The sequence below is a fragment of the Mycobacterium sp. IDUB_21 genome, assembly GCF_055419425.1.
In genome coordinates this window covers 47087-72372 of record NZ_JBVAXQ010000011.1, presented here as the reverse complement: position 1 = coordinate 72372, position 25286 = coordinate 47087, and the positions used below count along the sequence as shown (strand labels likewise).

The 25286-nt window shown below is 64.5% G+C and carries 24 protein-coding genes and 1 pseudogene; 19 read left to right on the top strand and 6 right to left on the bottom strand.

Annotation, left to right across the window (positions count from 1 at the left end; all coding sequences use genetic code 11):
* Window positions 1-11 precede the first annotated feature (11 nt).
* The 17 genes and pseudogenes from ACZYY4_RS16645 (at window position 12) to ACZYY4_RS16565 (ending at window position 15241) form a co-directional block, all read left to right on the top strand.
* Window positions 12-1166, top strand: a complete 1155-nt coding sequence (locus ACZYY4_RS16645; protein ID WP_463811101.1) for an amidohydrolase family protein — start codon at window positions 12-14, stop codon at window positions 1164-1166.
* Window positions 1163-1432, top strand: coding sequence for a hypothetical protein (locus ACZYY4_RS16640; RefSeq protein ID WP_463811100.1), 270 nt, complete (start codon window positions 1163-1165; stop codon window positions 1430-1432). The genes ACZYY4_RS16645 and ACZYY4_RS16640 overlap by 4 nt, the downstream gene beginning before the upstream one ends.
* Window positions 1429-2058, top strand: coding sequence for an HAD family hydrolase (locus tag ACZYY4_RS16635; protein ID WP_463811099.1), 630 nt, complete (start codon window positions 1429-1431; stop codon window positions 2056-2058). The genes ACZYY4_RS16640 and ACZYY4_RS16635 overlap by 4 nt, the downstream gene beginning before the upstream one ends.
* Before the next feature lie 16 nt (window positions 2059-2074).
* Entirely contained in the window at window positions 2075-2815 is a 741-nt protein-coding gene (locus ACZYY4_RS16630; protein ID WP_463811098.1) for an SDR family NAD(P)-dependent oxidoreductase, read from the top strand.
* A gap of 103 nt (window positions 2816-2918) precedes the next feature.
* Complete coding sequence (locus ACZYY4_RS16625; RefSeq protein WP_463811097.1) at window positions 2919-5564, top strand: NAD-dependent epimerase/dehydratase family protein; 2646 nt, start codon at window positions 2919-2921, stop codon at window positions 5562-5564.
* A 12-nt stretch (window positions 5565-5576) separates the two neighbouring features.
* Complete coding sequence (locus ACZYY4_RS16620; protein ID WP_463811096.1) at window positions 5577-6584, top strand: hypothetical protein; 1008 nt, start codon at window positions 5577-5579, stop codon at window positions 6582-6584.
* Window positions 6581-6730, top strand: a pseudogene (locus ACZYY4_RS16615) (zinc ribbon domain-containing protein); the annotation flags it as partial. The gene ACZYY4_RS16620 and the pseudogene ACZYY4_RS16615, both read left to right, overlap by 4 nt.
* Before the next feature lie 9 nt (window positions 6731-6739).
* A complete protein-coding gene (locus ACZYY4_RS16610) occupies window positions 6740-6997 on the top strand; it encodes a Zn-ribbon domain-containing OB-fold protein (RefSeq protein ID WP_463811204.1) in 258 nt (85 codons plus the stop codon).
* On the top strand, window positions 6994-8175 hold the full coding sequence (locus ACZYY4_RS16605; RefSeq protein ID WP_463811095.1) for a thiolase family protein: 1182 nt from the start codon (window positions 6994-6996) through the stop codon (window positions 8173-8175). Before ACZYY4_RS16610 ends, ACZYY4_RS16605 begins: the two co-directional genes overlap by 4 nt.
* Window positions 8172-8780: a histidine phosphatase family protein gene (locus ACZYY4_RS16600; protein WP_463811094.1), complete on the top strand. Its 609-nt coding sequence runs from the start codon at window positions 8172-8174 to the stop codon at window positions 8778-8780. Before ACZYY4_RS16605 ends, ACZYY4_RS16600 begins: the two co-directional genes overlap by 4 nt.
* Window positions 8777-9685: a 3-keto-5-aminohexanoate cleavage protein gene (locus ACZYY4_RS16595; protein ID WP_463811093.1), complete on the top strand. Its 909-nt coding sequence runs from the start codon at window positions 8777-8779 to the stop codon at window positions 9683-9685. The genes ACZYY4_RS16600 and ACZYY4_RS16595 overlap by 4 nt, the downstream gene beginning before the upstream one ends.
* The gene (locus ACZYY4_RS16590; protein ID WP_463811092.1) at window positions 9682-9903 is read left to right on the top strand and encodes a ferredoxin; all 222 of its coding nucleotides are present in this window, start codon (window positions 9682-9684) and stop codon (window positions 9901-9903) included. Before ACZYY4_RS16595 ends, ACZYY4_RS16590 begins: the two co-directional genes overlap by 4 nt.
* Before the next feature lie 2 nt (window positions 9904-9905).
* Window positions 9906-11090 carry a cytochrome P450 gene (locus ACZYY4_RS16585; RefSeq protein WP_463811091.1) on the top strand — a complete coding sequence of 395 codons (1185 nt, stop codon included), beginning with the start codon at window positions 9906-9908 and terminating at the stop codon, window positions 11088-11090.
* Window positions 11087-12556 (top strand): aldehyde dehydrogenase family protein, encoded by a 1470-nt coding sequence (locus ACZYY4_RS16580; protein WP_463811090.1) that lies wholly within the window; start codon window positions 11087-11089, stop codon window positions 12554-12556. The genes ACZYY4_RS16585 and ACZYY4_RS16580 overlap by 4 nt, the downstream gene beginning before the upstream one ends.
* Before the next feature lie 25 nt (window positions 12557-12581).
* Window positions 12582-13610 carry a hypothetical protein gene (locus tag ACZYY4_RS16575; protein WP_463811089.1) on the top strand — a complete coding sequence of 343 codons (1029 nt, stop codon included), beginning with the start codon at window positions 12582-12584 and terminating at the stop codon, window positions 13608-13610.
* A 12-nt stretch (window positions 13611-13622) separates the two neighbouring features.
* Window positions 13623-14114, top strand: a complete 492-nt coding sequence (locus ACZYY4_RS16570) for an SRPBCC family protein (protein ID WP_463811088.1) — start codon at window positions 13623-13625, stop codon at window positions 14112-14114.
* On the top strand, window positions 14111-15241 hold the full coding sequence (locus ACZYY4_RS16565; RefSeq protein WP_463811087.1) for an LLM class flavin-dependent oxidoreductase: 1131 nt from the start codon (window positions 14111-14113) through the stop codon (window positions 15239-15241). Before ACZYY4_RS16570 ends, ACZYY4_RS16565 begins: the two co-directional genes overlap by 4 nt.
* Here ACZYY4_RS16565 and ACZYY4_RS16560 read toward each other — a convergent pair.
* The 3 genes from ACZYY4_RS16560 to ACZYY4_RS16550 form a co-directional block, all read right to left on the bottom strand.
* Window positions 15219-15989 (bottom strand): SDR family NAD(P)-dependent oxidoreductase, encoded by a 771-nt coding sequence (locus ACZYY4_RS16560; RefSeq protein ID WP_463811086.1) that lies wholly within the window; start codon window positions 15987-15989, stop codon window positions 15219-15221. The two genes, ACZYY4_RS16565 and ACZYY4_RS16560, sit on opposite strands and share 23 nt — an antisense overlap.
* Complete coding sequence (locus tag ACZYY4_RS16555) at window positions 15989-16864, bottom strand: SDR family oxidoreductase (RefSeq protein WP_463811085.1); 876 nt, start codon at window positions 16862-16864, stop codon at window positions 15989-15991. The genes ACZYY4_RS16560 and ACZYY4_RS16555 overlap by 1 nt, the downstream gene beginning before the upstream one ends.
* Window positions 16865-16999: 135 nt before the next feature.
* Window positions 17000-17683 (bottom strand): TetR/AcrR family transcriptional regulator, encoded by a 684-nt coding sequence (locus ACZYY4_RS16550; protein WP_463811084.1) that lies wholly within the window; start codon window positions 17681-17683, stop codon window positions 17000-17002.
* A gap of 279 nt (window positions 17684-17962) precedes the next feature.
* On the opposite strand from ACZYY4_RS16550, the gene ACZYY4_RS16545 reads away from it, so the two are divergent.
* Complete coding sequence (locus ACZYY4_RS16545) at window positions 17963-18910, top strand: hypothetical protein (protein WP_463811083.1); 948 nt, start codon at window positions 17963-17965, stop codon at window positions 18908-18910.
* Window positions 18911-18925: 15 nt separating this feature from the next.
* A complete protein-coding gene (locus ACZYY4_RS16540; protein ID WP_463811082.1) occupies window positions 18926-21544 on the top strand; it encodes an NAD-dependent epimerase/dehydratase family protein in 2619 nt (872 codons plus the stop codon).
* 98 nt (window positions 21545-21642) lie between these two features.
* On the opposite strand, the gene ACZYY4_RS16535 is transcribed toward ACZYY4_RS16540, so the two are convergent.
* The 3 genes from ACZYY4_RS16535 to ACZYY4_RS16525 are packed head-to-tail and all read right to left on the bottom strand — an operon-like array spanning window position 21643 to window position 25271.
* Entirely contained in the window at window positions 21643-23172 is a 1530-nt protein-coding gene (locus tag ACZYY4_RS16535; protein ID WP_463811081.1) for a sensor histidine kinase, read from the bottom strand.
* Window positions 23169-23930: a response regulator transcription factor gene (locus ACZYY4_RS16530; protein WP_463811080.1), complete on the bottom strand. Its 762-nt coding sequence runs from the start codon at window positions 23928-23930 to the stop codon at window positions 23169-23171. Before ACZYY4_RS16530 ends, ACZYY4_RS16535 begins: the two co-directional genes overlap by 4 nt.
* Window positions 23931-23960: 30 nt before the next feature.
* Window positions 23961-25271 (bottom strand): PPE family protein, SVP subgroup, encoded by a 1311-nt coding sequence (locus tag ACZYY4_RS16525; protein ID WP_463811079.1) that lies wholly within the window; start codon window positions 25269-25271, stop codon window positions 23961-23963.
* Window positions 25272-25286 lie beyond the last annotated feature (15 nt).

Sequence of the window (25286 nt, the reverse complement as noted above, 5' to 3'; positions counted from 1 at the left end):
TAGGAGTATTCATGCCTCTGCAGGATCACATGCAGTTGATCTCTGTTGACGACCACCTGATCGAGCATCCGAGGGTCTGGTCGGATCGGTTGCCGGCCAAGTACGCCGAGCTCGGTCCGCGGATCGTCGAGGTGCCCCGGGCCAAGGGCGGCCCACCGAGTCAGGTCTGGGAGTACCAGGGCAAGACCTACCCGCAGATCGGCCTGAACGCCGTCGCCGGCAAGAAGCCCGAGGACTACGGCATCGACCCGTCGCGATTCGACGAGATGCTGCCCGGCTGCTACGACCCGATGCAGCGGTTGGCCGACATGGACCTCGACGGAGTAGAGGCCGCGCTGTGCTTCCCGTCCTTCCCGCGGTTCGCCGGCACCGTGTTCCTTGAGGGCGAGGACCGCGATGTGGCGCTGGCCAGCGTGCAGGCGTTCAACGACTTCATCCTCGACGAGTGGTGTGCGGCGGCACCGCACCGCTACATCCCGCTGGTAATCCTGCCGCTGTGGGACGTGCAACTCGCGGTCGCCGAAGTGCACCGCACATTCGCCAAGGGTGCCCGGACCATCGCGTTCCCGGAGAACCCTTACCCGTTGGGGCTGCCCTCGATCCACACTGATCACTGGGGCCCGCTATTCAGCGTCGCCGAAGAGTACGACCTGCCGCTGTCCATGCATTTCGGTACCTCGGGTCAGTCCCCGAAGCCCTCGCCTGAGGGGCCCATGGCGGTCAGCATCACGTTGTTCGGCACCAACTCCATGTCTGCGCTGACCGACCTGCTGTTCTCGCCGGTGTTTCATGACCACCCCAAGCTCAAGGTCGCCTTGTCCGAGGGCGGCATCGGCTGGGTGCCCTACATGCTCGAGCGTGCCGACTACGTGTGGGAGCGGCATCGGTTCTACCAGAACGTCAATCAGGAGTACCGACCTTCGGAGCTGTACTACAAGCACGTCTACTCGTGCTTCATCGACGACCGTCACGGGCTCGAAGCCCGCGACAAGGTCGGGCTCGACAACATCCTGTGGGAATGCGACTACCCGCATTCGGATTCCAACTGGCCCAACAGTCGCAAGATCGCGCAGGAAGTCTTCGAGAAGGTTCCCGACGAGGATGTACACAAGATCGTCGAACTCAATGCGCGCAGAGTGTTCAACTTTCCCCGCGTCGAGAAATGAGCCGCGAGCCAGTCACCCCTAATCCGCCTGAGGACATGCACGGGAGCTCGGATTGGGACGACGAGGATCTGCTGACTGTTGTCGAGGCCACGGATCGCCTCTCGGACGAAATCGCCATCTTGCGACGACGGATCCAGCAGGCTGAGGACATGGCGGCCGGAGCCGGCGCGCCGGCGCCGGACCTCGGTGCCGACCGGAGCCGCCTCGATGAGTTGATCCAGGCTGCGGCGCGGATCGCGGCTGCTCAGGCGAACGCACCCAGATGAAGGGCAAGGACGGGAACTCACCCATCGCAGTGGTTTTCGATATGGGTGGGGTGCTGACCGTGGATCCGTTCGAGGCCGGTCGACGCTACGCCGAAGAGCTGGGACTCCCGGTGGAGACATTCGTCGATCAGCTGCGCGGAAAGGTGTTCGCGGAAGTGGAGACCGGCATTCGGTCGGTGCGGGACTTCCTGAAGTTCGCCTGCGGGGATGTAGGGGCAAGGTATGGGGTCCGGGTCGACATCCGCCGGCTCGCCGAGTGCCTCGCCGCCGGCCAACGGGTGCGCACCGAGATGGTGGCGCTGCTCGGTGACCTGACAGCCAACGGCGTGAAGCTCGGAATCCTGACCAACAACGCCAAAGAGGCCAGGTCGTGGTGGAGCAGTGGCGTCCTTCCGTTGGAAACCTTTACCGCTGTGGTGGATTCATCTGACGTGGGCCTACGCAAGCCAGATCCGGCGATCTTTGCTCTGGCATCGGAACGGATGGGTTGCAAACCCGACGAACTGCTCTACTTCGACGATGCCGAGGAGAACGTGGCAGGCGCGACCGCAGCCGGGCTAACGGCGGAACTGTTCACAGACCCCCAGACCTGCCGGCGGACCTGTGAGAGAAACCGACTGTTGTAGAGGGGAATTGGGTGTCATGGCCAATCTGTCCGGGAAGGTAGCGGTGGTGACCGGCGGCGGATCCGGTATCGGCGAGGCGTGCGCCGAGCTGCTTGTTGAGCGCGGTTCCCGCGTGGTCATCGCCGACATCGACGAGGCCGCGGCCGGCAGGGTCGCTAAGCGATTAGGAGAGGCGGCGGTCGCCCACCGGACTGATGTCACGGTCGAGGGCGACGTCAATGCAATGGTGCAGAAGGCTCTCGCGCACTTCGGGCGCCTCGATTTGGCGATCAACAATGCCGGTATCGGAGATGAAAGTCAGCCGCACACGGCTGATATCGATCTGGAGACCTGGCGACGAGTGACCTCGGTCGACCTCGACGGCGTGATGCTGTGCTTGAAGGCCGAGATCCCGACGATGCTCGCGGGCGGGGCGGGATCCATCGTGAACATGTCGTCGATGTTCGGAATCGTATCGATGCCGGGCGGGGGTGCGTACGCCGCAGCGAAGCACGCCGTGGTTGGCCTGACCCGGAGTGCTGCGCTTGAGTACGCCGCGCAGGGTGTGCGGATCAATGCGGTGTGCCCGGGTGTGATCGAAAGCCCTATGACCGCGAGTCGGCCGGATGTCCGGGACGCTGTGGCGGCGTTGCATCCGATCGGCAGGCTCGGCACGCCGCGCGAGGTCGCAGCTGTCGTCGCATTCCTGTTGTCGGACGAGGCATCGTTCGTCACGGGGGCGTGCTACGCGGTCGATGGCGGCTACACCGTGCGGTGACAGGCACCGGTGTGCGGATAGGACCGCGACCTATCGTCAGGTTTATGCTCCACACCACACCATGAATAATATAACCAGGTTATAGTTACAACGTTCCTACGAGATGTGTGAAGGTGAGATGGCGGGACGAGTTCTGGTAACTGGTGGCACCGGCGCTGCGGGCTCGGCCACCGTCAAATGGCTCAAGCGGATGGGCGCAGATGTTGTCGTGTTGGCGCGCCGCACACCGGCGGTCCCCATTGCCGACGTGGAGTATGTGGCCGCCGACATCCAGGACGCCGAAGGCGTCTCGCGTGCGGTCGCCGGGTGCGACGCGATCGCCCACTTCGCATGGACCGTGTCGGCGATGCAGAGCGCCGAGGTAGCCGAGGGCATCGACATAGGTGGAACCGCGAACCTGCTGCGTGCGATGGCCGACCATGATTGCCGGCGCATGGTCTTCGCCTCATCGATTACGGTGTACGGCGGACATGCGGATCATCCGCAGCCGTACACAGAGGATGAGACCCCCTGTCCGGCAGATTCCTTCCATTATGAGCGGAACAAGGTTCGCGCGGAGAAGATGATCGTCGACTCCGGTGTCGAGGCCGTCAACGTACGGCCAACTGTGATTGTCGGCCGCTCATCATGGAGCGCGCCGGCCAACATCTTCCGCCAGCCGGTGGTCGTCACGCCGGGGCGCGACGCCCGCATGCAACTGGTGCACATCGACGACGTCGGAAGGTTCTGCGCGCTGGCCGCCTTGGGCGGACCCACCGGCACGGTGAACCTGAACGCCGATGACGCACTGACGTTCACCGAGATGGCGCGCATCGTCGGACGGCCCGTGGTCAACTCGGGCAAGCGATTCTCGCAGTCGCTTGCCGGTCTGATCGGCCGGTCCGAGAACTTCAGCTCGGTACCGGACCTCATCGACTTGTTCCTGCACTATCCGCTGGGTGACACGCGAAAGCTGCGGGAAGATTTCGGTTTCCGATGTGCCTATAGCTCTGCGGATGCCGTCGCCGACATGAGGGACTGGTCGGCCGGCTCGTGGACGGTCGGGACCCGCTCCGTGCGGAAGCCGAACAGGCTGGCGGTGCCGGCCGTACATGCGCGACGCAACAGCGGTCCCGACGGCAGCTCGACGCGTATTGTGCCGCCGGACTACACCGGCGAGTTCGACAGCGTCACGGGTGATCCCGACTTTCCGGAATGGAGCGCCGCCAATCTCTCGGAAGCATTTCCGGGACCGATGACGCCGTTTTCGCTCGGCCTCGCGAATCGCATCTTGTTCAGCGGCGCCAACATGCTCGATCACCTGTTTCCGATGGATCGGGAACTCATCAGCACGGTGAGTGCAAAACAGGTCGGCACCATCGGGCACCGCATCTACAACAACATGACGGTGATGAAGCGGTTGGCGAGCGTCATCCCGGGGCAGACCCCTGAGAGCTTCGAACTGCAAATGAACGGGACCCCCCTGCCCGAGGGATACAAGGCACCGCCGATGTCTCGTGCGGACCTACTCGCGGGCGGCCATGCGGCGGTGAAGGGGGGGCCCCAGATCGCCGGTCTCGGTCGCGAGGTTGCCGACATGGAACGGCGGGCACAGCGTCTGGTAGCTGATCGTCCCGAGCTGGCGGAGATCACCGATGAGCAGCTGCTGGCCCGGCTGGAATTGGTCTCCGATATGGTCGTGCGTGCCTGGGATATCAACCTGATGAACACCTTCATGGTGAGTCTGCCCATGAACCTGATCACCCAGCGGTATGGCGAACGGGCCGCCATGAACGTACGCGCCGGAACGCAGAATCTGCGCAGCGCGGCACTGCTGCGTGGGGTGCGTGAGCTCGCCGATCTAGTCGCACAAGACGTTGGACTGCGGCGACTGATCATCGACAGCCCGCGCGAGGTGGTGCTCGACAAACTGCGTAGCGATGCGCCTGACTTCGCGGCGAGATTCGACGCGCTGGTGGCCGACTGCGGGCACCGTGGGCCCGGTGAAACCGAGCTGAGCAACCAGGTTTACGCGGATTCGCCCGAACTCCTGCTGCGGTCGGTGTTGGGCAGTATCCGGGGAGTCGAAGCGCTTCCCGTGTCGGCGCCACCCGGGTCTCCGGTGCGCCGGTTGCTCACGCGTGTCGCGGTGAGCGCGATGGAGCGTCGGGAAAACGGACGCGACGTCTGTATGAAGATCACCTACGAGTTGCGTCTTGTCCTGCGGGAATGGGGGCGCCGGCTGGTGGTCCGCGAAATCCTGGATTCTGTCGACGACGTTCACTACCTATCGATGAGCGAAATCTATTGTCCTCCAGACGATTCCAAAGACGCGGTGATACGCCGACGTGATGAGCGGAAACGCCTGGCCAAACTCGATTACCCAGTGCACTTCACCCAGCCGTGGACGCCCGAGGATGCAGTCGAGGTCGGCGCCGACGAGGTGGTCACCGGTCAAGCGGTATCGCCGGGCACCGCACGCGGCATCGTCCGCATCCTGGCGCATCCCGACGACGATTTCGAACCAGGGGAGGTGCTGGTGGCCAATGTCACCGATACCGGTTGGACCCCGTTCTTCGGCTGCGCCGTTGCGATCGTCACCAATGTCGGTGGCCCGATGTCCCATGCGGCGATTGTGGCTCGAGAGTTCGGCATTCCCGCCGTTGTGAACACTGTGACCGCGACTCAACAACTGCAGGACGGGCAATTGGTCGAGGTCGACGGCAGTGCGGGAACCGTTCGCGTCATCCACCAAGCACCTGTCAGCTAAGAGGAGCGAAACATGTCAGGAAAAGGTGACTACGGCCATCGAACGCTGGTCGGAACGTTTGATCCGGCTGCGGCCGACGACGACCCGACGCGCACGTACTTCGGACTTTCGTTGTCGTGTACGTGGTTCTACCTGAACTTTCGCGACGCAGACGGCAAGCTGCACTTCGCCTACCGCACGACCCTGGGGCTGGAAGGATCGTTGCACTTCACCTGCAACGAATCGCGTGACGGGGCGCTGCGCAAGATCGCCATGCCCGAGGGGCGCGAGTTCTTCCGCGGCCCGGTGGTCACGACGACCGGCGACGGTATCTACCGAATGGCCAGCAAGCCCGCAGAGGCAGGATATGCGACGGGCCAGCCATTCGAATTCGTACGCACCTCAAGCGATCTGACATATCGAGAAGGCGACGAGCTTCAGTTCTCTGGTCGGCGGATCGGCCCGGGTATGCAGGTATACGTGCCGAGTGGTCCGACTCCGCTGTTGTATACCTCGTTGCAGCACCGTGTTTCGGGAACGGCATTCGGAAAGCCTGCTGACGGTTTCTTGTGGCAGGACCAGTGCTACCTCCCGCCCGGGGTGACGTGGCGTAACAGCGACTTCTTCAAGGGTGTCGAGCTGGCCTGGACACCGTTCGGCACCGAATTTTCCGACGGTTCCATCGAAATGGGACATATCTGCTATGGCGCGAACGGCTTCAACTTCTCGCTGATCGCTACCGGCGACGACCAGGTCTTGCACTGCACGTCAGATGTGAAGGCGCGCGACATCAAGTACCAGGCGGACACATTCCCCGAGCACATGTACTACGAAGTTGACGGTGTGGACTGGGAGTGGAGCGCCGTAGACGACGGTGAACTACCGGATCAGGCCTCGGGACATGACTTCTACCGCTCGTCGGAGGGTTACCTGCGTCGCACCGGGGAGACCCGCACGCCGGTGGTCTACCACTCTTACAACGAGTTCTTTCCGCCTGCCATCAAGGCGTGGGAAAGCACGGGACGGATCATCGGGCGATGACCGAAGTTCCGGTGTTGCGACCCGCGCCTAATCCCGACGAAGAGGAGTTCTGGCGTTCGGGAGCAGACGAGTTGCTGCGGATGCAGCGATGCCAGGGATGCGATAAATGGCAACATCCTCCGAACCCCGTATGCCATCACTGTCTTTCGCGTGACGTGAGGTTTGAACCCGTCCACGGCACCGGGGTGGTGTATTCATTCACGGTCAACCACCAGCCGTGGTTGCCGCACCTGAACGAGCCCTACGCCGTGATCGTCGTCGAATTGGACGAGCAGCCCGGTCTGCGGTTCGTCAGCCGCCTGGTGGATGTGGACGTCGCGGAGGTCCGCATCGGATTGCGCGTCCGAGTGACGTTCCGGCCACTCGGAGACGGGCTGTTCATACCACTGTTCACCGCGGAGGAAGCCGCATGACCCGGCCCGAACAACAGGCGGTGATCCGTGGATTCGGATCTTCGCGGGTCGGACGCAGGCTTCCGGCCAGTGAGATGGCGCTGACCGTCGACGCGTGTCTGGCCGCCATCGCCGATGCAGGTCTGAGCCGTGATGATATCGATGGCTTGGCGACATTCCCCGGTGGCGGCTTCGACACCCCGGGTCTGGCGGGACCGGGGGCTGACGAAGTGCATGCCGCACTGGGACTGCGGACCAATTGGAAGTTCGGCGGCGCAGAGAGTGGTCAACTGGGTGCATTCTTCTCGGCCTGCTTGGCGGTGGCGACTGGACTGGCCAGGCATGTACTGGTGTACCGAACCGTCGGAGAAGCCAGCGCTCAAGGTGCCGCCGGGCGGGCCGGTGCGCTCGCAGCAACGGCCGACGTTGCGGTGTCGGGGTTCCGGCGGTGGCTGGCCCCGTTCGACGCGCATTCACCGGCAAACTGGATCGCCCTCTACGCCCAGCGACACATGCATGAGTTCGGGACCACACGTGAGCATTTGGGTGCGATCGCGGTCAACAACCGGCGTAACGCCGGTGGTAACCCGGATGCGGTCTACCGCAGCCCGATAACGCTTGACGATTACTTCGCCGCGCGGATGATCACGACACCGTTCGGGATGTTCGACTGTGATGTTCCGTGCGACGGGTCGGTCGCTTTCATCGTGTCGCACGTCGACACCGCCGACGACGGTCCCCACCCCGCTATCGGCATCGAATCCATCGGTTGGGCTATGCGCCACCGGCCGCTGTGGGACCAATGGCCGGACTGGACGGAGATGGCGGCCTGGGACGCCGCCGCGCACCTGTGGGAGCGCAGTGACCTGACGCCAGCCGAGGTCGATCAGGTGCAGCTGTACGACGGCTTCTCGTTCCTGCCGCTGATGTGGTTGGAAGCGCTGCAGTTTTGCGGCAAGGGTGAGTCCGGCCCGTTCCTGGAATCGGGCAAGCGAATCGCGCGCGGGGGTGCACTGCCGCTGAACACCGGTGGCGGCCAACTGTCCGCTGGCAGGCTGCACGGCTGCGGTCTGCTCTACGAGGCGTGCGTGCAGTTATCCGACCGGGGCGGAGATCGTCAGGCCGGGCAACCGGCTACGGTTGCGGTCGGCGTCGGCGGTGGCCCGACAGCCGGCGCTGCGCTGCTGGTGCGCCGATGAGGGAAGTGGCACTGATCCGGCACGGTCTACCCAAGCGGGTTGAGGGCGTCGCGAAGCCGGATCCCGGACTGACCGAAGTCGGTGCAAGCCAGGCCCGCGCCGTCGCGGCGGCGATGGTGCTGTTGCCGGTCAGCGCCGTCGCCAGCAGCGCTCTGCTGCGCGCTCGTGAAACCGCAGCACCGACGGCGGAGAAATTCGGGCTGGTCACCGACATCCACGACGACCTGGCGGAATTCAGTAACGGCGAGGACTTCTACGTCCCCATCGAAGAGTTGGTCATTGAGGCCGATCCACGCTTGGACGAGTGGCGGCGGACCCTGGCTGATCCGGCCATGCAGACAGTACTCGTCGAATTCCGGCGCTCAGCAGCGGCGGCAGTGGCACGAGTGGCGGCCGCGAGCCCACCCGGAGTCGCCGCGATCTTCTGTCACGGCGGGGTGATCGGCGCATGCCTGGAAAGGGCACTGGGCAGGGAGACTCTGCCTCTCACGGAGCCGGACTACGGATCGATTACTCGCATTGCCATCGCACCCGACGGGAACTGGAAACTGCGCACATACAACGAGATCCACCATATCGAGCGGCAGAATGAAGGAGCGCCATGAGTTTTCGCGATGACGGCAAGGTCTACCTTGAGGTCGGCGTCAACGAGGTGGTCAGCAAAGACGACAACCCCAACGTGCCCTACGGCGCCGAAGAAACCGCGCGCAACATCGTCGACTGCATCCAGCACGGTGCCACCGCGGTGCATTTCCACGCCCGCAATGACGACGGGACCCAAGCCTGGGTCGATGACGAGATCTCGCGCACGGTGCTCGCCGCCGCGGCGCGAGAGGTCGACCCCCTCGCATACCCCAGCTATCACGGTAGTCTCGAGCACATCTGGTCTCTGGCCGAGCGTCCGCCGGCCGGGACCAAGCTGCTGCTGACTCCGTTTGACCCGGTGCAGCACATCAAACGGGTGCTCTGGCTGGAGGACGAAAGCCGATTCGGTGTCGTCAGTTTCGGTCCCGATGACCCGAACAACTCGAACCCCCCGTATCCACCGGAACTGGATCGATTCGCCGAACTCGGGTTGGTACCGAATATCGCGGTGTTCAATGCTGCGGACATGAGATGGGTGACCTTGGCGGCCCGGATCGGAATCCTGCGACAGCCGTTGAACATCAAGCTGTTCTTCTCCGACCGATGGGTTTCCAACAACGATCCCGATCCCGACGTGATCGACTTTCTGATCTCGCGCATCCCCGAAGGCATCGACCACGAGACCGTAGTGGTGCCCTACGCGATGAGTTCGGCGCAGCGGTGCCAACAACTGTGGGAACGCGCGCTCGACCGAGGCCTGGGCATCCGCGTCGGTGTCGGCGACTGCCCGTGGGCCTACCCCGACGCCACCAATGCCGAGATGGTAGACCGCGCGATCGACCTGATCACCAAACGGGGACTCAGGCCGGCCACCCAGGCCGACCTGCGTGCGCGAGTGGGTGCGCCCGAAGCGGTGTCGTCATGAAGGTGACGGTGGATTCCGAGCGCTGCATGGGCCACGGACAGTGCTACACCTGGGGCCCCGATGTCTACCAGTCGGACGATCAGGGTTACTGCGTGGTGCCGGTAGCCGAGATCACCGGGGACTTGGTGGCACAGGCCATCACAGGTGCCGAGGCATGTCCGGAATCAGCTATCACCATTGACGATTCCACCGTGATCACAGTCCGAGAGGCGAGGTAGCAATGTCCGAGCAGAATGTCACCACGACGACCCAATTCGACCCGTTCACCCCGGTATTGGACCCGTATACGCCGTTGAGCGAGGCTGCGGCGCGCTGTCCGGTGCTGACGGCTCCCGGCGGCGCGCTGGTGATCACCGGCGCGCAGCACGTGGCGGCGGTGTTCAGGGACGCGCAGTCCTTTCTCAACGAGCTGCGCCCGCCGGCACCCGGGACCCAGCCCAGCCTTGTGCACCTCGACGGTCCCGAGCACAGCCGGATGCGCAAGCTGGTGGTCAAGGCGTTCACGCCACGGGCGGTGAAGAAGCTCGAAGCGCCGACCTACGCCATGGCGCACGAACTCATCGACGGGTTCGTCACACGTGGAACGGCAAACTTGTGTGCGGAATTCGCCTTCCTGTTGCCGGCCATGGTGATCGCCGAACTGGTCGGTATCCCGGAGGGGGACCGCTCGACGTTCGTGCAGTGGGCTGATGACGCGATCACCGCCGCCGGCCCGGGTTCCAGCGGTTATGCGGAGTCGGATCCGGACTTGCGGGCCTACGTGCTTGACATCATCGACCGACGTCGTACGGCTCCGGGTGAGGACCTGCTCAGTCAACTCATCCAAGTACACGACGGAGACGACCACCTCACCACCGATGAGCTGGTTGCCTTGGTGCGCATGTTGATTCTCGCGGGAACCGACACGACCGCAAACCTGATCGGATCAATGCTGCATCAACTGCTGTCGGAGCCGTCGCGTTGGCAACGCCTGATCGCCGAGCCGACGCTGATACCGAACGTGGTCGAGGAAACACTGCGTTTCGACCCGCCGTTGTACTGGGTGCCGCGCAAAGCCGCCGCGGACACCGAACTCGCCGGCACAACCATTCCGTCGGGAACGTTGGTGTGCAACGCCGTTGGACACGCGAACCGTGACGTCGAGGGACTGGAGCGACCCTTTGAATGGGACATGGACCGTCCAGCAGCACACAACCGGACCCATCAGACCTTCGGTTTCGGCGAGCATTTCTGCATCGGCTCCTCGCTGGCGCGGCTGGAAGCGAGCATTGCACTGGAAGCGCTACTGGAGCGTCTCCCCGACCTCGCACTGGCGGACAGTTACGTTTACCAGCCGCACGGGCCGTTGATGATGCGTGGTGTCAAGTCCATGCCGGTCGTTTTTCCCACTGGTTCGCCTCGATGACCTCGACAGACACCCTCGGGAGGCAGTTGCTGATCGACGGTGCGCTGATCGACTCGACTGGGGCACGCTCGGAGGTCATCGATCCGTCAACCGGAGCAGTAGTACGTACCGTGCCGCACGGTGGCCCTACCGAATTGGATTGCGCGCTCGCTGCGGCACGCCGGGCATTCGACGATGGACGCTGGCCGCAGTTGGCCGCCGAGGAGCGTGCCCTGGTTCTGCTCCGTCTCGCCGATCTGGTCGATGCCCATACCGCCGACTTCACGCACTTCGTGGAGACCGAGGTCGGCACCTGCCGCAAGATTGCCGGTCCCGGGCAAGTCGTCAGACCGATGGATCACTACCGAGACATGGTGGCGCGAGCAGGCTCTGAACTCGGTCGTTCCCTCCCACAGTTGGCCGGACCGCCCGTGACGGGTCAGCGTGTCCGGCGTGAGCCCTGGGGTGTGGTGGCCGCGATCACCCCGTGGAACGCACCCCATCTGCTGAACCTGTGGAAGGTGGGCCCGGCACTGGCGACCGGAAACACCATGGTGCTCAAGCCTGCTCCCGAAGCGCCGAGCTGTGCACTGCTCCTCGGTGAGTTGGCCGCCGAAGCCGGTGTGCCCGCCGGGGTGCTCAACGTGATCACCGGCGGTGCCGAGGTAGGCCGGGCCATGGTCGCCGATCCGCGGGTCGACATGGTGGCGTTCACCGGGTCGTCCGCCGTGGGCCGAGCGATCGCGCAGTCGGCCGGCGCGACACTCAAGCACACCCTGCTGGAGCTGGGCGGCAAGTCCGCGCTGCTTGCCCTGCCCGATGCGGACATTCCGTCATTGGTGGCAGCGGTACTGCGCTTCGTCACGCTCGCGGGACAGGGCTGCGGTCTGTTGACGCGGATCGTGGTGCCCGACACGCTGCACGACGGCGTGGTTGCAGGCCTGGTCGAGGCGCTGCGTCGGGTGCGGGTAGGACCGGCCGATGATCCCGAGGTTCTGATGGGACCGGTCATCTCCGCGGCGGCCAGGGACCGCATCGAAGCCACCGTGCGTCAGGCTCTCGCCGATGGTGCCCGCATCGCCTTCGGCGGCGGACGCCCCGCAGACGTCCCGGACAGCGGGTTCTATCTGGAGCCGACAGTTCTGACCAACGTGACCAACGATATGGCGATCGCCCGAGAAGAGGTCTTCGGGCCGGTCGTCGTGGTCATCCGGTACAGCGGTGATCCCGACGAAGGCGTTCGTATCGTCAACGACAACCCCTACGGTCTGGTCGGTGCGGTCTGGACGGCCGACACTACGCTCGGTCTGCAGCTGGCTGAGCGCATTCGGGCGGGCCAAGTGCGCGTCAATGCCACCGCGTCGACCAATGAGGCGCCGTTCGGTGGGTACAAGCAATCCGGCGTCGGCCGCGAAGTCGGACACGAAGGCGTCCTCGAATACACCACCGTCAAGTACATCGGCTGGCAGATCCCGCCTGGTGATTGATTATTCACATCGATAGGAGCAATCTATGACATCCGCCCCCGCGGTCGGTGACCTCAACTTTGCCACCTCGGTCAGCTGTTACCAGCCGAACCTCGCCATGCACCTGCCCACGGCACGGCCGCTCGGCCTCACCGAAGAGTCGATGTACTTGTACGGCGGCTGGCGTGACGAGTCCGGTGCCCTGCACATCGTTGAGCGCAAGTTCTGCGGTCCGATGACTGCGGGCTTGTGGATGATGACCAACAGATCGGGAAAGGTCACGTTGGCGCCGGAGTCACTGCAGACCGTGCGTGGCGAGGTCAAGCGCGAATACTCCGACGCCGAGCACCATTTGCATGGCTCGCTGCTCGGCAAGGCAGGTGGCGCTCCCGAGGAGGGCCTCGAGTACAGGCTGACCCCGGGTGCCATGCACTGGCGTGAGGGCACCGTGCTCGAGCTCGACGGTGCCCTGGTAGGACCGGGCATCCAGATCGGGTCGATTGACCACGAGGAGCCGTTCTTCTACACCAGCGAGTTGTACAAGGTCACCGGATCGGTACTGGGTGAGGCTGTCGAGGGGTTCGTGTTCTTAGACCACGGCTACTGGCCACACGGCCGGGACTGGAAGGAATACCAGATCTTCAATGGCATCCAGCTGTCGTGGTCGGCATTCGCGACTGAATTCGCCGACGGGCATGTCGAATGGGGCCAGGTGGCCATCGGACGTCAGGGCTTCAATTTCGTGGCCGTCGCCGACGAGCACGGTTCGGTGGTCATGGATGTCGACACCGCCGGCGGTATCGACCCCGATCCCGAAGACTGGGCCCAGCGCATCGGCTACCAGGCACACGACGGCCGGACCTGGATATTCGCGTTGGAGCCCGGAGGGCAGATGTCGCAGTTCTCCGCGGCGCGCTGGGGTGGCTACCGCGCGCAGGCCGGCCACATTCTGCGTGACGGTGAGGATCGGGACGTCAAAGTCGCCTTCTCCTGGGGGGAGACATTCATGGAGCGCTTCCGAGAGGAGGGCGTCGGCTCGGTGGAGGCGCTGCTGTCGGCAGACTCAACGAGCTGATCTCCGCCCGCGATGAGATCTCTTGCCGGACAGGTCTCGATTCAAACGTCGGCGTCGGCCGACGCGATCTGGGCGTTGCTCAGTGACGTGACGCAGATGGGTCGGTGGAGTTCGGAATGCACCGGCGGAACGTGGCTCATGCCTGATTCGGAACCATTGCAGGGCCGCAAGTTCCGTGGGATGAACAGGTGGGGCAGGCTGCGGTGGTCGACGACCTGCACCATTCTGGTCGCCGAGCCCGGTCGGCTCCTGACCTTCGATGCCCGACATTTCAGCGGAGCCACCACCCGCTGGACGTTTGCGATGCAACCGGCGGTGCGAGGCACGACCGTGTACGAGAGTTACCGCACCATCAACTCACCGGTGTTCGTCTTGATCCTCGATCGAATTGCCCTTCGCCCACGACGGTTGCGTTCCACCATGACGACCACGTTGCAGCGACTGTGCGCCGAAGCCGAGGGTCTGGTGGTGCGGATGCCGACGACAGGAGCACCGCGGACGTGAAATGCGGCACGCCGAACCTACGATTCGACAGCTTCAAGACGTGTGTCGCGGCCACCGCCGAGGCAGAGCAGCGCGGCCATCAGGCGAGTTTCTTCACCAGCCAGATGCAGGGTTACTACGAGCCCGAGGTGCTCGAAGCGGTGACGGGACGCCCGCTGGGCAGTGACCGGATCGGCATGGGGTTCCCGGACCCGGCGCCGGTGATCGCGGCGGCGGGCCAGCTGACCAGTGACATCGATCTGGTGATCAGTGCCTACGACACCGTACGAAGGGGGCCGGCGGTGCTGGCCCAGACGCTGTTGACCCTCGACCATGCCACCGAAGGCCGTGTGAAGCTCGCCGTCGGTGCCGGCGAGGTCAAACAGCTCGCCGGGTACGGCTACAGTCGAAAAGCAGCGCTGGCCAAGCAGACCGACAGTTTGCGATGCCTACGGGCACTCCTGGATTCCAACGGTGCACCGGTGTATGTGGACGGTGAACACTGGCGAATCGACGGCGGCCGGCTGCCGATCCGTCCCCACGGGAACCGGCCACCGGCGATCTGGTCCACACCCGGTCCACCGTGGGAGGTGCTGGGCCGCTGCGCCGATGGACTGCTGACGAGCCTGCGCCGCCATCGGGGTGGGCTGGAGGGCTTTCGCGCCGACGTCGATCGATTGCGCTCGGCTATAAAGGATGCCGGCCGGGACGCCTCGAGAATGGATGTTGCAGGCGTAGCACTGTGCCTGATCGCCGATGATAAGTCGACCTTGGATGCGTTGTTGGACAGTCGGGTTGCACGCTTCTACACCCTGCTACTCGGCGCCGATCGCGGAGTCTATTGGAAGGACCGGGGCTACCGGCATCCGCTGGGCGATAACTGGGGCTATGCCCGTGATGCCGCGCCGGGCCGGGCGACCGCCGACGACCTGAACGCCGCGATCGATCAGGTCCCGCCGCAGGCCGTCGGCGACTTGGCGTTCTTCGCCGGAACCCGCGAGCAGGTATGCCAGCGGCTGGCTGATTACGCCGACGCCGGTCTGACCTACGGGTCCATCGTCGATTACAGCGGACGGATCGATCCGGCCCTTGCCGAGAATGCCAGGGATAACGTGGAATTCCTGATTACCGAGTTGCAGCGGCATTGAACGCGGCGGTCAACAGGCCTGGGGTCCACCGGCGCGCCCGCCACGCCAGCGCGCTGGACAGATCGGGCAACACCATTACCTTCCCGCCGCGCTTGGCCAGTGACTTGTCCAGTGCGTCGACGACCTTCTCCGGTGTGATGAAGGGCACCAGTCGCTGCAGCCGTTCATGACGGCCCTGCCCCAGAATGTCCTTGAGCATCGGCGTCTTCACCGCCATTGGACAGACGCAGCGGATGGTCACGCCGGAATGCCGTTGTTCCATGGCCAAGGTCTCGGCGAGGCCGACTACGGCGAATTTCGTGGCGGTGTAGGCACCCATCTGCGGTGACGGCATCCAGCCCGCCATGGACGCTATCAGCCCGATTTCACCGCGGCGTCGCCGTTGCATGTCCGGCAGTACTGCCTGTACCCAGTGCACAGTGCCCAGATAGTTGATAGCCATGGTGCGGGCGAACTGTTCGGGTGCAAGTTCATCGATGCGACCGGCGGTCGCAATTCCGGCGGCATTGACCAATCGATCGATCGCACCGAGTCGAGCCCGCACCGCATCGGCGGTCGTCGATACCTGCTCCGCATCGGAGACATCACAAGGGAAAGCGGTGGCGCCGAGCTCATTGGCAGCCTGCTCCAGTGCGGCGCCAGGCAGGTCGACCGCTGCCACGGCCCAGCCATCGGCGACCAGCCGGGTTGCTGCAACGCGACCGATACCGCTGGCTGCGCCGGTGACCACCGCGACCCTCACGCCCATCAGAACGCCCCGGCCGCGGTCGCCGACGATGCCTGGTATCCAGGAGGATTCGGGGTGTCAACCCACAGGTCGATGCTCAGTTCGGCGCCGGCTATGCAGTCGTAGACAGACAGGTCGGTGACTCCCGAGTCCACCAAGACGTCCTCGCACAGCAGGCTCTGCCCGGTATATGCCCGAGACGGCTTGGTGAATACCGCATAGGCGGCATCGGAGTAGACCTCCGGCTTACGGGAGCGGGCCATCACCTCATCGCCGCCGAGCAGGTTCTGCACCGCCGCGGTCGCCACCGTCGTACGCGGCCACAAGGTGTTGGAGGCGATGCCGGCTTCGCGGAGCTCTTCGGCGATGCCCAACGCACACAATGTCATTCCGAACTTCGCAATCATGTATGGCGTCTGCCTGAGTGACTCGGCATCCAGGCGTAGCGGGGGAGAGAGGGTCAGGATGTGCGGGTTGTCCCGGCCTTTCATGTGCGGGATGCAGGCCTGGGATACGGCGTAGGTGCCCCGAACCTGGATGCCGTTCATCAGGTCGAACCGTTTGAGCGGAACCTCTACGATGGAGCCGAGATTGATCGCCGAGGCATTGTTCACGCAGAGGTCGATGCCACCGAATTGTGCGACCGCCTGGGCCACAGCAGCGGAGACCGAATCGCCATCACGCACATCACCCACGATCGGGAGAGCGTGACCACCGACATCCTCGATCTCCTTGGCGGCGGTGAACACGGTGCCCGGAAGCTTGGGATGCGGATCGGCGGTCTTCGCCAGCAGGGCGACATTGGCGCCCTCAGCTGCCACTCGCTTGGCGATGGCCAGACCGATGCCTCGACTGGCGCCCGAGATGAACATGGTCTTGCCTGCGAACGTTGTCATACTTCGGTTGCCTCCGGGCTGTTGCGTACATACGCCGACCCGCCGGCGTGGTGGCTCGTGCGATCAAAATGCTAACCTGGTTACCGATATAATGGCGGCGTATGACGCGAATGGCTTTGGGTGGCTCTAACCCCACTATGTCCGTGGGGTGTCGAGTGCGAGGTTCACGAAGTTTGTCAGCGTCGCCTCGAGCTGATCGTCACTCGGCGCGCTGGCCTCGGGTGCGGCGCCGGCATGTTGGCTGAAGAGCGCGTGTATCAGGACGCCTCCGCCGATGGCTTCCAAAACCGCCACGGGGTCGACGGTTTCGCGCAGCCCCCGGTGGTGTGCTGCGGCATCGAGCGCGGCCACGTTGACGACAAAATTCGGGTCGACGACGCGTTCCCGGTAGGCGTGGTACAGCTGTGGAAACTGCTGACCTTCCAGGTGGATGCGCAAACTGGCGATGCCTTCGACCGAGGTGAAGTAGCGGTAGATGTCACGCGCGTACCGCATCAGTTGCTCACGGATGGGGCCACGTCCGTCGACGACGGGCAGAACTGCATCTGCGAGTGCATCGAGCAGAAGCGCTTCGCGGTCCGAGTGTCGCCGGTAAATGACATCGCGACTCACCTGCGCAGCTTTGGCAACCCGATCGAAATGGAAACCCGACCAGCCGAATTCGGCGTAGGTCTGGCGGGCCGCCACGAGAACCCGAAGGTCGATATCAGGGTCGCGCCGACGTCCACCACCGGGGCGTCGCCGTCGTCGCGATTCGCCCGGCGTCTTGTCGGATTCGGGGGAGCCCGACGGATCGGCGGCGTCGGCCCTCTTGGGCATCGGTATCCCTCTACGTATGCGGTCGTGAAGTGCGCTGTGCGGAATACTAGCCGGAGCGGCTATTGCCAACACAAAGTGTCGGTAATAAGCTGCCTATGGCGCGCCACGGAGGGGCATCCCAAGTGGTAACCAACGCCAACACACACGGCCGAGGTGACCGCGGCCAGGGCCGCGTTGATTCGGGCCTTCATCAGCCAAGAGCTAGGAAGAACAAGGGATATGGCATCAGACATTGGATCGTTTCAGCACCGCGCCTTGACGGCGGCCTACACACCCGACGTGAGCGTGCATCACCCGTACAACACCCCGTTCGGCCTTACCGAGCAGGTCGTCTACTTTTATGGGGGATGGCGCGAAGCTGACGGAACGCTGCACGTCTTCGAGCGCAAGTTCATTGGGCCCATGACCGCTGGGCTTTGGCTGATGAACGCCCGCGGCGGCTCTGTGGCCATCGAACCTGATTCTGCGAAAACCGTTCGGGGCGAGGTAAAACGAGAGTATTCCGATGATCGGGTCCTGCTCCACGGGGCGATGATGGAGAAGGTGGGAGACTCGGGCGGCGCCTTCCGTTTTGAGGCCACACCCGGCAAGTTTGAGTGGAGCGAAGGCGATCTGTTGTCGCTCGACGGAACGCTCGTCGGTCCTGGTGTCCAGATCTATGCGCCAGACGAGCGCGAACCGATCCTCTACATCAGCGAGTTGTACAAGGTCAATGGCAAAGTGCTGGGGGACGATGTCGAGGGGTTCGTGTTCTGGGACCACTCCTACTGGCCGGCCGGCTACGACTGGAAAGAATTCCGGGTGTTCAAGGATCTGCAGTTGGGCTGGGAGGCGTACGCCAACGAGTACGACGACGGCACCATCGAATGGGGACACCTGTGTTTGGGCCGCGAGGGCTTCAACTTCGCCGGTGTGGGGGACCAGAACGGTGCCGTGGTGATGGACAGCGGCGTCACCGGCGGTATCGACCTCGGTGACGGCGATTGGGCGCAGCGCACTCGATGGAAGGCGTCCAGCGGTGAAGAATGGACCTTCGAATTGGAAGAAGGCGGCAAGCTCTCTGAGTTCACCGCAGCCCGGTGGGGCGGCTACCGAGCGCAGGCCGGGCACACCCGCCGCGTCGGTGACGACCGCAAAGTGCGGTTGGGCTTCAGTTGGTTGGAGACATTCGGTGATCGGATCCGGGAGAGCAAGATCCCATCTTTTGACGACGCCGCAAACAACTGAGCTATAGGAGATTTCGTGACATCGAACGGTCGTGTGTTGGTCACCGGGGGCACCGGCGCTCTCGGTGCCGCGACCACCAAGTGGCTACTACGCGCAGGCCACGATGTCGTCGTCTTTGCCCGCCACGAACCGGACACTCTGCCCAGGGGTGCCCGGTTCGTGGCGGGTGACATCGCCGAAGCGGAGTCGGTCCGGCGCGGTATGGGCGGTTGCGACACTGTGGTGCACCTGGCATGGGCACTCAGTGGCTCGATCACCCATGAACAGGCCGATCCGATAAACATGGGCGGAACCCGAAATGTGCTGCGAGCCATGAGTGATACCGGCTGTCAACGCTTGGTGTTTTCTTCGTCGGTCACCGCCTATGGTGCCCATGCAGATCACCCGCAGCCGTGGCACGAGGATGAAGATCTCGATCCGGCCCACGGTTTGGTGTACGAATGGCACAAGGCGCAAGCCGAGCAGTGCGTCGTCGATTCTGGAGTCGAGGCGGTCCGTGTGCGACCTACGGTGGTCGTCGGGCGTGACGCACGCAATGCTCCGGCGAATGTGTATCGGCAGCTGATGATTCCCACTCTCGGTGGTGCGAATATTCAGATGATCCACCACGACGATGTAGGCCGTTTCTTTGCCCATGCATGTGACAGCGCCGCCGTCGGTGCAGTCAACCTGGCGGCTGACGATGTGCTCACCTGGAGTCAGGTCGCACAGCTGGCGCGCCGGCCCAGGCTTCCCACGCCGCCCCGGAGTTTGGTCCCGGCTCTACGCCTACTCAGCAAGCTGGCGCCGGTAGCCCGGTCGGCCCCGGAATTGTTCGACATGTTCCTGCACTGGCCAATTGCCGACACCACTCGGTTGAAGGAGGATTTCCGATTCGAACTCGGGTACTCGTCTGCCGAGGCCATCGCGGACCAGGGACGGCATGCCACCAGCCACTTCGTGCTCGGCATGAAGGAGATCCGCAGACCGACCAAATTGGACCGAGCGCGTCCTTACCCACCCGCACAAGGTGACACCGAAGGCCACTCGCTCGACGTGATATCAGGTGAACCGTCCGGAGAACTGGACACGCGGCAAGCCGATCCGGGATATCCGGAGTGGACCTGCGCCAACCTCGCCGAGGCCTTCCCGGGACCGATGACCCCGTTGTCGATTCAACTGATCGGCGACGCACTGTTCACCGGCGCTGACCAAGTCGCGTTGCTACTGCCGTTGAACGAGCAATTGCGCGACAACGTGCGGCGTAGACAACTGGGCGTCTTCGGTCACCGGTTCTATCAAAACGTCACTGTGCTGCGGGAGATGGCCTCGGCGATTCCCGGACAGACCGCGGAGGATTTCGAGCACCAGATCAACGGTAGGCCGTATCCGGCCGATTATGTTCGCCCGAAATCCAACCTCCGCGATGTACCTGGATACGTGAAGTTTGCGGCTGTCGCCGGGCCTCGCCTGTTGGGTCTCCCGAGGGCCGTTCGCGATGTCGAGAAGCGCGCAGATGAAATGTGTTCTGTACAGACATCCCTCGGCGATCTGACCGACGAACGGCTACGCGCACGCATCGACACATTGTGGAGTGATTGCATTGACGGGTGGAAGGTCGGCTTGTTGTGCACTTTCCTGGTTAGTGCGCCAACCTCGGTGCTGGAACGCCGGTATGGCCCCGGCGCCATCGCGCAGCGCACGCAGCAGTCACCGGGTTTGGCGAGTTCACGCCTGCTGCGTGGTGTCCGAGAGCTGTCGGCTTTGTCCAAACAGCGGCCGGAAGTCGCTGCGGTGCTTTCGAGCGTTCGGTCCGACAGCTGGCATGAATTGCAGCGCCGGGACCCGCCGTTTGCCGAGCTGATGCAGCGGTTGCTCGACGTTGCCGGACACCGAGGTCCTGGCGAGACCGAATTGGCCAACGGCGTATACGCCGATGAGCCCGGTCTGCTGCTGCGGGCCATTGCCGGTGCCAGTGATGCCGGACCTGTGACGGCCGAGATCCCGAGGCTCGATTTCCTCGGCCGGCGATTGACCAAACTCAGCTGGCTGACGATGGGACAGCGTGAACGCTGTCGTGACGCAGTGATGCGCTTGACGCATCAGTTGAGATTGGCTCTGCGGGAATGGGGTGGCAGGCTGACGGAGCGCGGTTTTCTCCTGTCAGGATTCGATGTCTTCTACCTCCGATACGACGAGCTATTTGGTTGCGGCACCGAACTCGCGGCGATTGCTTCTCGGCGTCGAGAAGAACACGAGCGGCTCGCCAAGTTCGACCTGCCACTTCGGTTCAGCCAACCGATGGACCTGACCGTGGTATCACGGTGCGATGTCGTCGGATCTGTCATCTCTGGCGTGCCCGCAGTCTCGGGTGTGGTGCGCGGGCGGGTCCGAGTGCTGCGGTCGCCAGATGACGAGCTGGAACCGGGCGAAGTGTTGGTGGCCAAAGTGACCGACACCGGCTGGACACCGTTTTTTGCCACCGCCGCGGCCATAGTCACCGACGTTGGGGGGATGATGTCACACGCTGCGATCGTCGCGAGAGAGTTCGGTATCCCAGCCGTCGTCGGGACCGAAATCGCCTCGCGGGTACTTCAAGACGGGCAACTGGTTGAAGTAAACGGGGACACGGGCCAGATCGTTGTTCTCGATTAAGGTTTCGGGATTGACGCCAAGGGATTGCGGGGTGCTGGGTTGTCGCGCTGACCTATGACGAGACCGAGAGCGTGCGTGTCTTTACGCCGCACACCGTTTCAGCCGGCATTCTGTGCACGCTCGCCGGGACCCTTCGCCACCGGCAGCCGAACCCGGAACACCGTGCCGCCATCGGTGGATTCCGCGCCGACCGAGCCGCGGTGCGCGCCGACGATCGAGGCGACGATCGCCAACCCCAGCCCGGTGCTGCCCAGCTTGCCGGTGCGAGCCTTGTCCGCACGGACGAACCGCTCGAACAGGTGCGGCACCATGTCGGCGTCGATCCCGGGCCCATCGTTGGCCACCGTCAACTCCGCGGTGGGCCCGCCCACTCCGGAGCGATCCTCGGTGATGGCGGTGGTGACCGTCACGCCGGGCGGGGTGTGCACCCAGGCGTTCTTCAACAGATTGGTGACGACCTGGTGCAGCCGGGCGCGGTCGCCGCGAACCCACAACGGGGACTCGGGCAGGTCTTTGATCCAGTGGTGGCTCGGTGCGGCAGCCGCCGCGTCGTTGACCGCGTCCTGCGCCAGGTCAGCCAAGTCGACGTCTTCGACGTTCAGATCCTCGCCTTCGCCGAGCCGCGACAGCAACAGCAGTTCCTCGACCAGCGATGCCATCCGCTGCGCCTCGGATTCGATACGGGCCAGCGCATATTCGGTGGTCGGCGGCAGGGTCGAGGAGTCCTGTCGGGTCAGTTCGGCGTAACCCTGGATCGCCGCCAGCGGTGTACGCAGCTCGTGGCTGGCGTCGGTGATGAACTGGCGCATCCGGCGGTCGGCTTCGCTGCGGTAGGCCAGCGCGCTGTCGACGTTGTCCAACAAGCGATTCAAGGCGCCGGCCACGATACCCACCTCGTTGTCCGGGTCGACGTCGGCGTCGGCGACTCGGATGGTGATGCGTTCGTCGCCGTCGGTGAGTGGCATCGCGGCCACCGACGCGGCGGTGGTCGCGACCCGCCGCAGCGGGCGCAACGCATAGCTGACCACGGTGATCGTCAGCCCCGCGGTGATCAGCAGCGCAAATGTGTAAAGCGCTGCGGCGGAGGCCATCCGACGGGCGACCGTGCGGTTCGCCAGGTTGAGTGACCCGCCGATGAACAACAGGTTGTCGTTGTCGACGACGCGGGTCTCAACCCGGTACGGTCCCAGGCTGCCCAAGTCCATGGACTGTGGGGGACCGTTGTGCCAGTGGTGCGCATTGATGGCCGCGACCACATCGGCGGGTGCCGGGTAGGGATCCTCGACGGTGAACACCGCCGACCCGGTCACCCTGCCGTTGTGCAGCACCGCCAGCACGTTGCCCGGCGTTTGATCGCTGAAACCGAGCATGGCCGGCCCGATGGTCGACACGTCGTCCGGGCCGGTGACGTTCTGGGTGCGGCGATACTTGGCGTAGGAGTGGCTGAAGGCGTTCAGCGACTCCGACAGGTCGGCGTCGCTCGTCGCGGTGACGTAGTCGCGCAGGCTCAAGACCGACACCACGCCGACCGCCACGAACACCACGGTCACCACGGCTGACACCCCGAGCACCAGTTGGCGGCGCAGCGCCCGCGGACGCCACCACGGTGCGTCCCGGGGCGCGGTCACGGCTGCGGCTTCAGCATGTAGCCCACTCCGCGCACGGTATGGATCATCGGCGGGTCGGCGTCGATCTTCTTGCGCAGGTAGGAGATATAGAGGTCGACGATGCTGGTGCGGCCGGCGAAGTCGTAGTTCCAGACCCGGTCCAGGATTTCGGCGCGAGCCAGCGCCCGTCCCGGGTTGCGCATCAGAAACCGCAGCAACTCGAATTCGGTCGTGCTCAGCGACACCGGGGTGCGGCCGAAAGTGACCTGCCGGCTGGCACCGTCGAGTGTCAGATCACCGACGGTGAGCACCTCGTCCACCGGTGGCATCAGCCCGGCGGTACGGCGCAGCAGACCGCGCAGCCGGGCGACCAACTCCTCCAGACTGAACGGCTTGGTCATGTAGTCGTCGGCGCCTGAGGTCAGGCCGGTGACCCGGTCGGTGACCGAGTCGCGGGCGGTGAGGAACAGCGTCGGGGTATAGGCGTCGGATTCGCGGACCCGCTGCAGAATCTGCAGCCCGTCGACATCGGGCAACATGATGTCGAGAACCAGCAGATCGGGTTGGCCGCTGTGGAACTTGGCAACGGCGTCCCGTCCGTTGTGGGCGACGTCGACAACCCACCCCTCGTAGTGCAGGGCCATCGTCACCAGGTTGGTCAGCGCCGGCTCGTCGTCGACCAGCAGCACGCGGATCGGTGATCCGTCGGGCCGATTGATCCGCGGCAGTTGCCCGAGGATCGGTTTGCGCGGACTCCGGTGGTCCGTGTTACCCGCCATCGGTCATCATTGTCCACCCCGAATCCGAGGTCATTCGCCGAGGAGGCGTTCCTTGCGCTGGGTGAACTTCTCCTGGGTCAGAACGCCCGTGTCCCGTAACTCCACGAGCGCGCGCAATTCGGCGACGACGCCGATCGCCTTCGCCTTCGCCGGCTTGTCCGATTCTTCGGGTTCGTCGGCCGGCTTGGGCGGTGCGGTGGCATTGGGCTGGGTGGTCATCGGTGGGCGGCGTCCCGGGCCGACGGTGCCGGCCATGGCGCGTCCGGCCATGCTCGCCAGTGCCATCTCGGCGAAGGGGGTTTCGGCTTCGGCGGCTCCGGCGGCAGCGGCGGCTGAGGCCGCGCCGGATTGCGCCGACACCAAGGCGATCTCGCGTACCGCAGTCGGTGCGGCGGCGGCCCAGGCCTGCGGCACCGACAGCGAGCCCAGCGGCACCGCCTTGCCCATGCTCGCCCACGTCGCGCCGGCCGGGCCGACTGCGGATCCCAGAGCACCGACGGCCGGGGCGGTTTGGCCGATCAGGCCCAGGCCACCCAGCGCTCCGAGCCCTTCGGCGCCTTCCGGGAAGGCGAGTTCGCCCAGGGTGATCGCCAACCCGCCGAATGCGCCACCCAAGCCGATTCCGCCGAACGGGCCGACACTGCCCACCTCGAGCACCGCGCCGGCCAGATCGAAGGCCAAGCCGGGCGATATGGCACCGCTGGATGTTTCTGCGGCGGGCGCGGCCAGTTGGGTGGCTGCGGTCAGGGCGTGGCCGGCGGCGGCGCTGCCGGCGGTTTGCATGGCCTGTGCCGGTGCAGCGCTCGGGGTGGCTGCGTTGGCGTTGTTGTGGGGTGCGGTGAAGGTGGGGAGTTGGGTGGCGGCTGCGGCGCTGCCGGCGTAGCCGTACATGGCGGTGGCGTCTTGGGCCCACATTTGCCCGTAGAGGGCTTCGTTGGCGGCGATGGCGGCGGTGTTTTGGCCGAGGAAGTTGGTGGCGATCAGGGTGGCCAGTTGGGTGCGGTTGGTGGCGATGACCGGTGGGGGCACGGTCATGGCGAAGGCGGTTTCGTAGGCGGCGGCGGCGGCGCTGGCCTGGGTGCCGGCTTGGCCGGCTTGTGCTGCGGTGGTGGACATCCAGGCGGCGTAGGGGGCTGCGGCGGCGGCCATGGAGGTGGCGGCGGGGCCTTGCCAGGCTTCGTCGGTGAGTCCGGCGATGACGGTGCGGTAGGAGTTGGCTGCTGATTCCAGTTCGGCGGCCATGGCTTTCCAGGCCGTGGCGGCGGCCCGGATCGGGCCGGATCCCGCCCCGGAATACATCAGCGCAGAGTTGACCTCTGGCGGCAACGCTGCAAAATTCATCGGTTACTCCTCGTT

What these genes read in the sequence shown, in the direction of transcription:
- ACZYY4_RS16645 (WP_463811101.1), top strand. Translation starts at nt 12, where the DNA reads ATGCCTCTGCAGGATCACATGCAGTTGATCTCTGTTGACGACCACCTG.
- ACZYY4_RS16640 (WP_463811100.1), top strand. Translation starts at nt 1,163, where the DNA reads ATGAGCCGCGAGCCAGTCACCCCTAATCCGCCTGAGGACATGCACGGG.
- ACZYY4_RS16635 (WP_463811099.1), top strand. Translation starts at nt 1,429, where the DNA reads ATGAAGGGCAAGGACGGGAACTCACCCATCGCAGTGGTTTTCGATATG.
- ACZYY4_RS16630 (WP_463811098.1), top strand. Translation starts at nt 2,075, where the DNA reads ATGGCCAATCTGTCCGGGAAGGTAGCGGTGGTGACCGGCGGCGGATCC.
- ACZYY4_RS16625 (WP_463811097.1), top strand. Translation starts at nt 2,919, where the DNA reads ATGTGTGAAGGTGAGATGGCGGGACGAGTTCTGGTAACTGGTGGCACC.
- ACZYY4_RS16620 (WP_463811096.1), top strand. Translation starts at nt 5,577, where the DNA reads ATGTCAGGAAAAGGTGACTACGGCCATCGAACGCTGGTCGGAACGTTT.
- ACZYY4_RS16605 (WP_463811095.1), top strand. Translation starts at nt 6,994, where the DNA reads ATGACCCGGCCCGAACAACAGGCGGTGATCCGTGGATTCGGATCTTCG.
- ACZYY4_RS16600 (WP_463811094.1), top strand. Translation starts at nt 8,172, where the DNA reads ATGAGGGAAGTGGCACTGATCCGGCACGGTCTACCCAAGCGGGTTGAG.
- ACZYY4_RS16595 (WP_463811093.1), top strand. Translation starts at nt 8,777, where the DNA reads ATGAGTTTTCGCGATGACGGCAAGGTCTACCTTGAGGTCGGCGTCAAC.
- ACZYY4_RS16590 (WP_463811092.1), top strand. Translation starts at nt 9,682, where the DNA reads ATGAAGGTGACGGTGGATTCCGAGCGCTGCATGGGCCACGGACAGTGC.
- ACZYY4_RS16585 (WP_463811091.1), top strand. Translation starts at nt 9,906, where the DNA reads ATGTCCGAGCAGAATGTCACCACGACGACCCAATTCGACCCGTTCACC.
- ACZYY4_RS16580 (WP_463811090.1), top strand. Translation starts at nt 11,087, where the DNA reads ATGACCTCGACAGACACCCTCGGGAGGCAGTTGCTGATCGACGGTGCG.
- ACZYY4_RS16575 (WP_463811089.1), top strand. Translation starts at nt 12,582, where the DNA reads ATGACATCCGCCCCCGCGGTCGGTGACCTCAACTTTGCCACCTCGGTC.
- ACZYY4_RS16570 (WP_463811088.1), top strand. Translation starts at nt 13,623, where the DNA reads ATGAGATCTCTTGCCGGACAGGTCTCGATTCAAACGTCGGCGTCGGCC.
- ACZYY4_RS16560 (WP_463811086.1), bottom strand. Translation starts at nt 15,989, where the DNA reads ATGGGCGTGAGGGTCGCGGTGGTCACCGGCGCAGCCAGCGGTATCGGT.
- ACZYY4_RS16555 (WP_463811085.1), bottom strand. Translation starts at nt 16,864, where the DNA reads ATGACAACGTTCGCAGGCAAGACCATGTTCATCTCGGGCGCCAGTCGA.
- ACZYY4_RS16550 (WP_463811084.1), bottom strand. Translation starts at nt 17,683, where the DNA reads ATGCCCAAGAGGGCCGACGCCGCCGATCCGTCGGGCTCCCCCGAATCC.
- ACZYY4_RS16530 (WP_463811080.1), bottom strand. Translation starts at nt 23,930, where the DNA reads ATGGCGGGTAACACGGACCACCGGAGTCCGCGCAAACCGATCCTCGGG.
- ACZYY4_RS16525 (WP_463811079.1), bottom strand. Translation starts at nt 25,271, where the DNA reads ATGAATTTTGCAGCGTTGCCGCCAGAGGTCAACTCTGCGCTGATGTAT.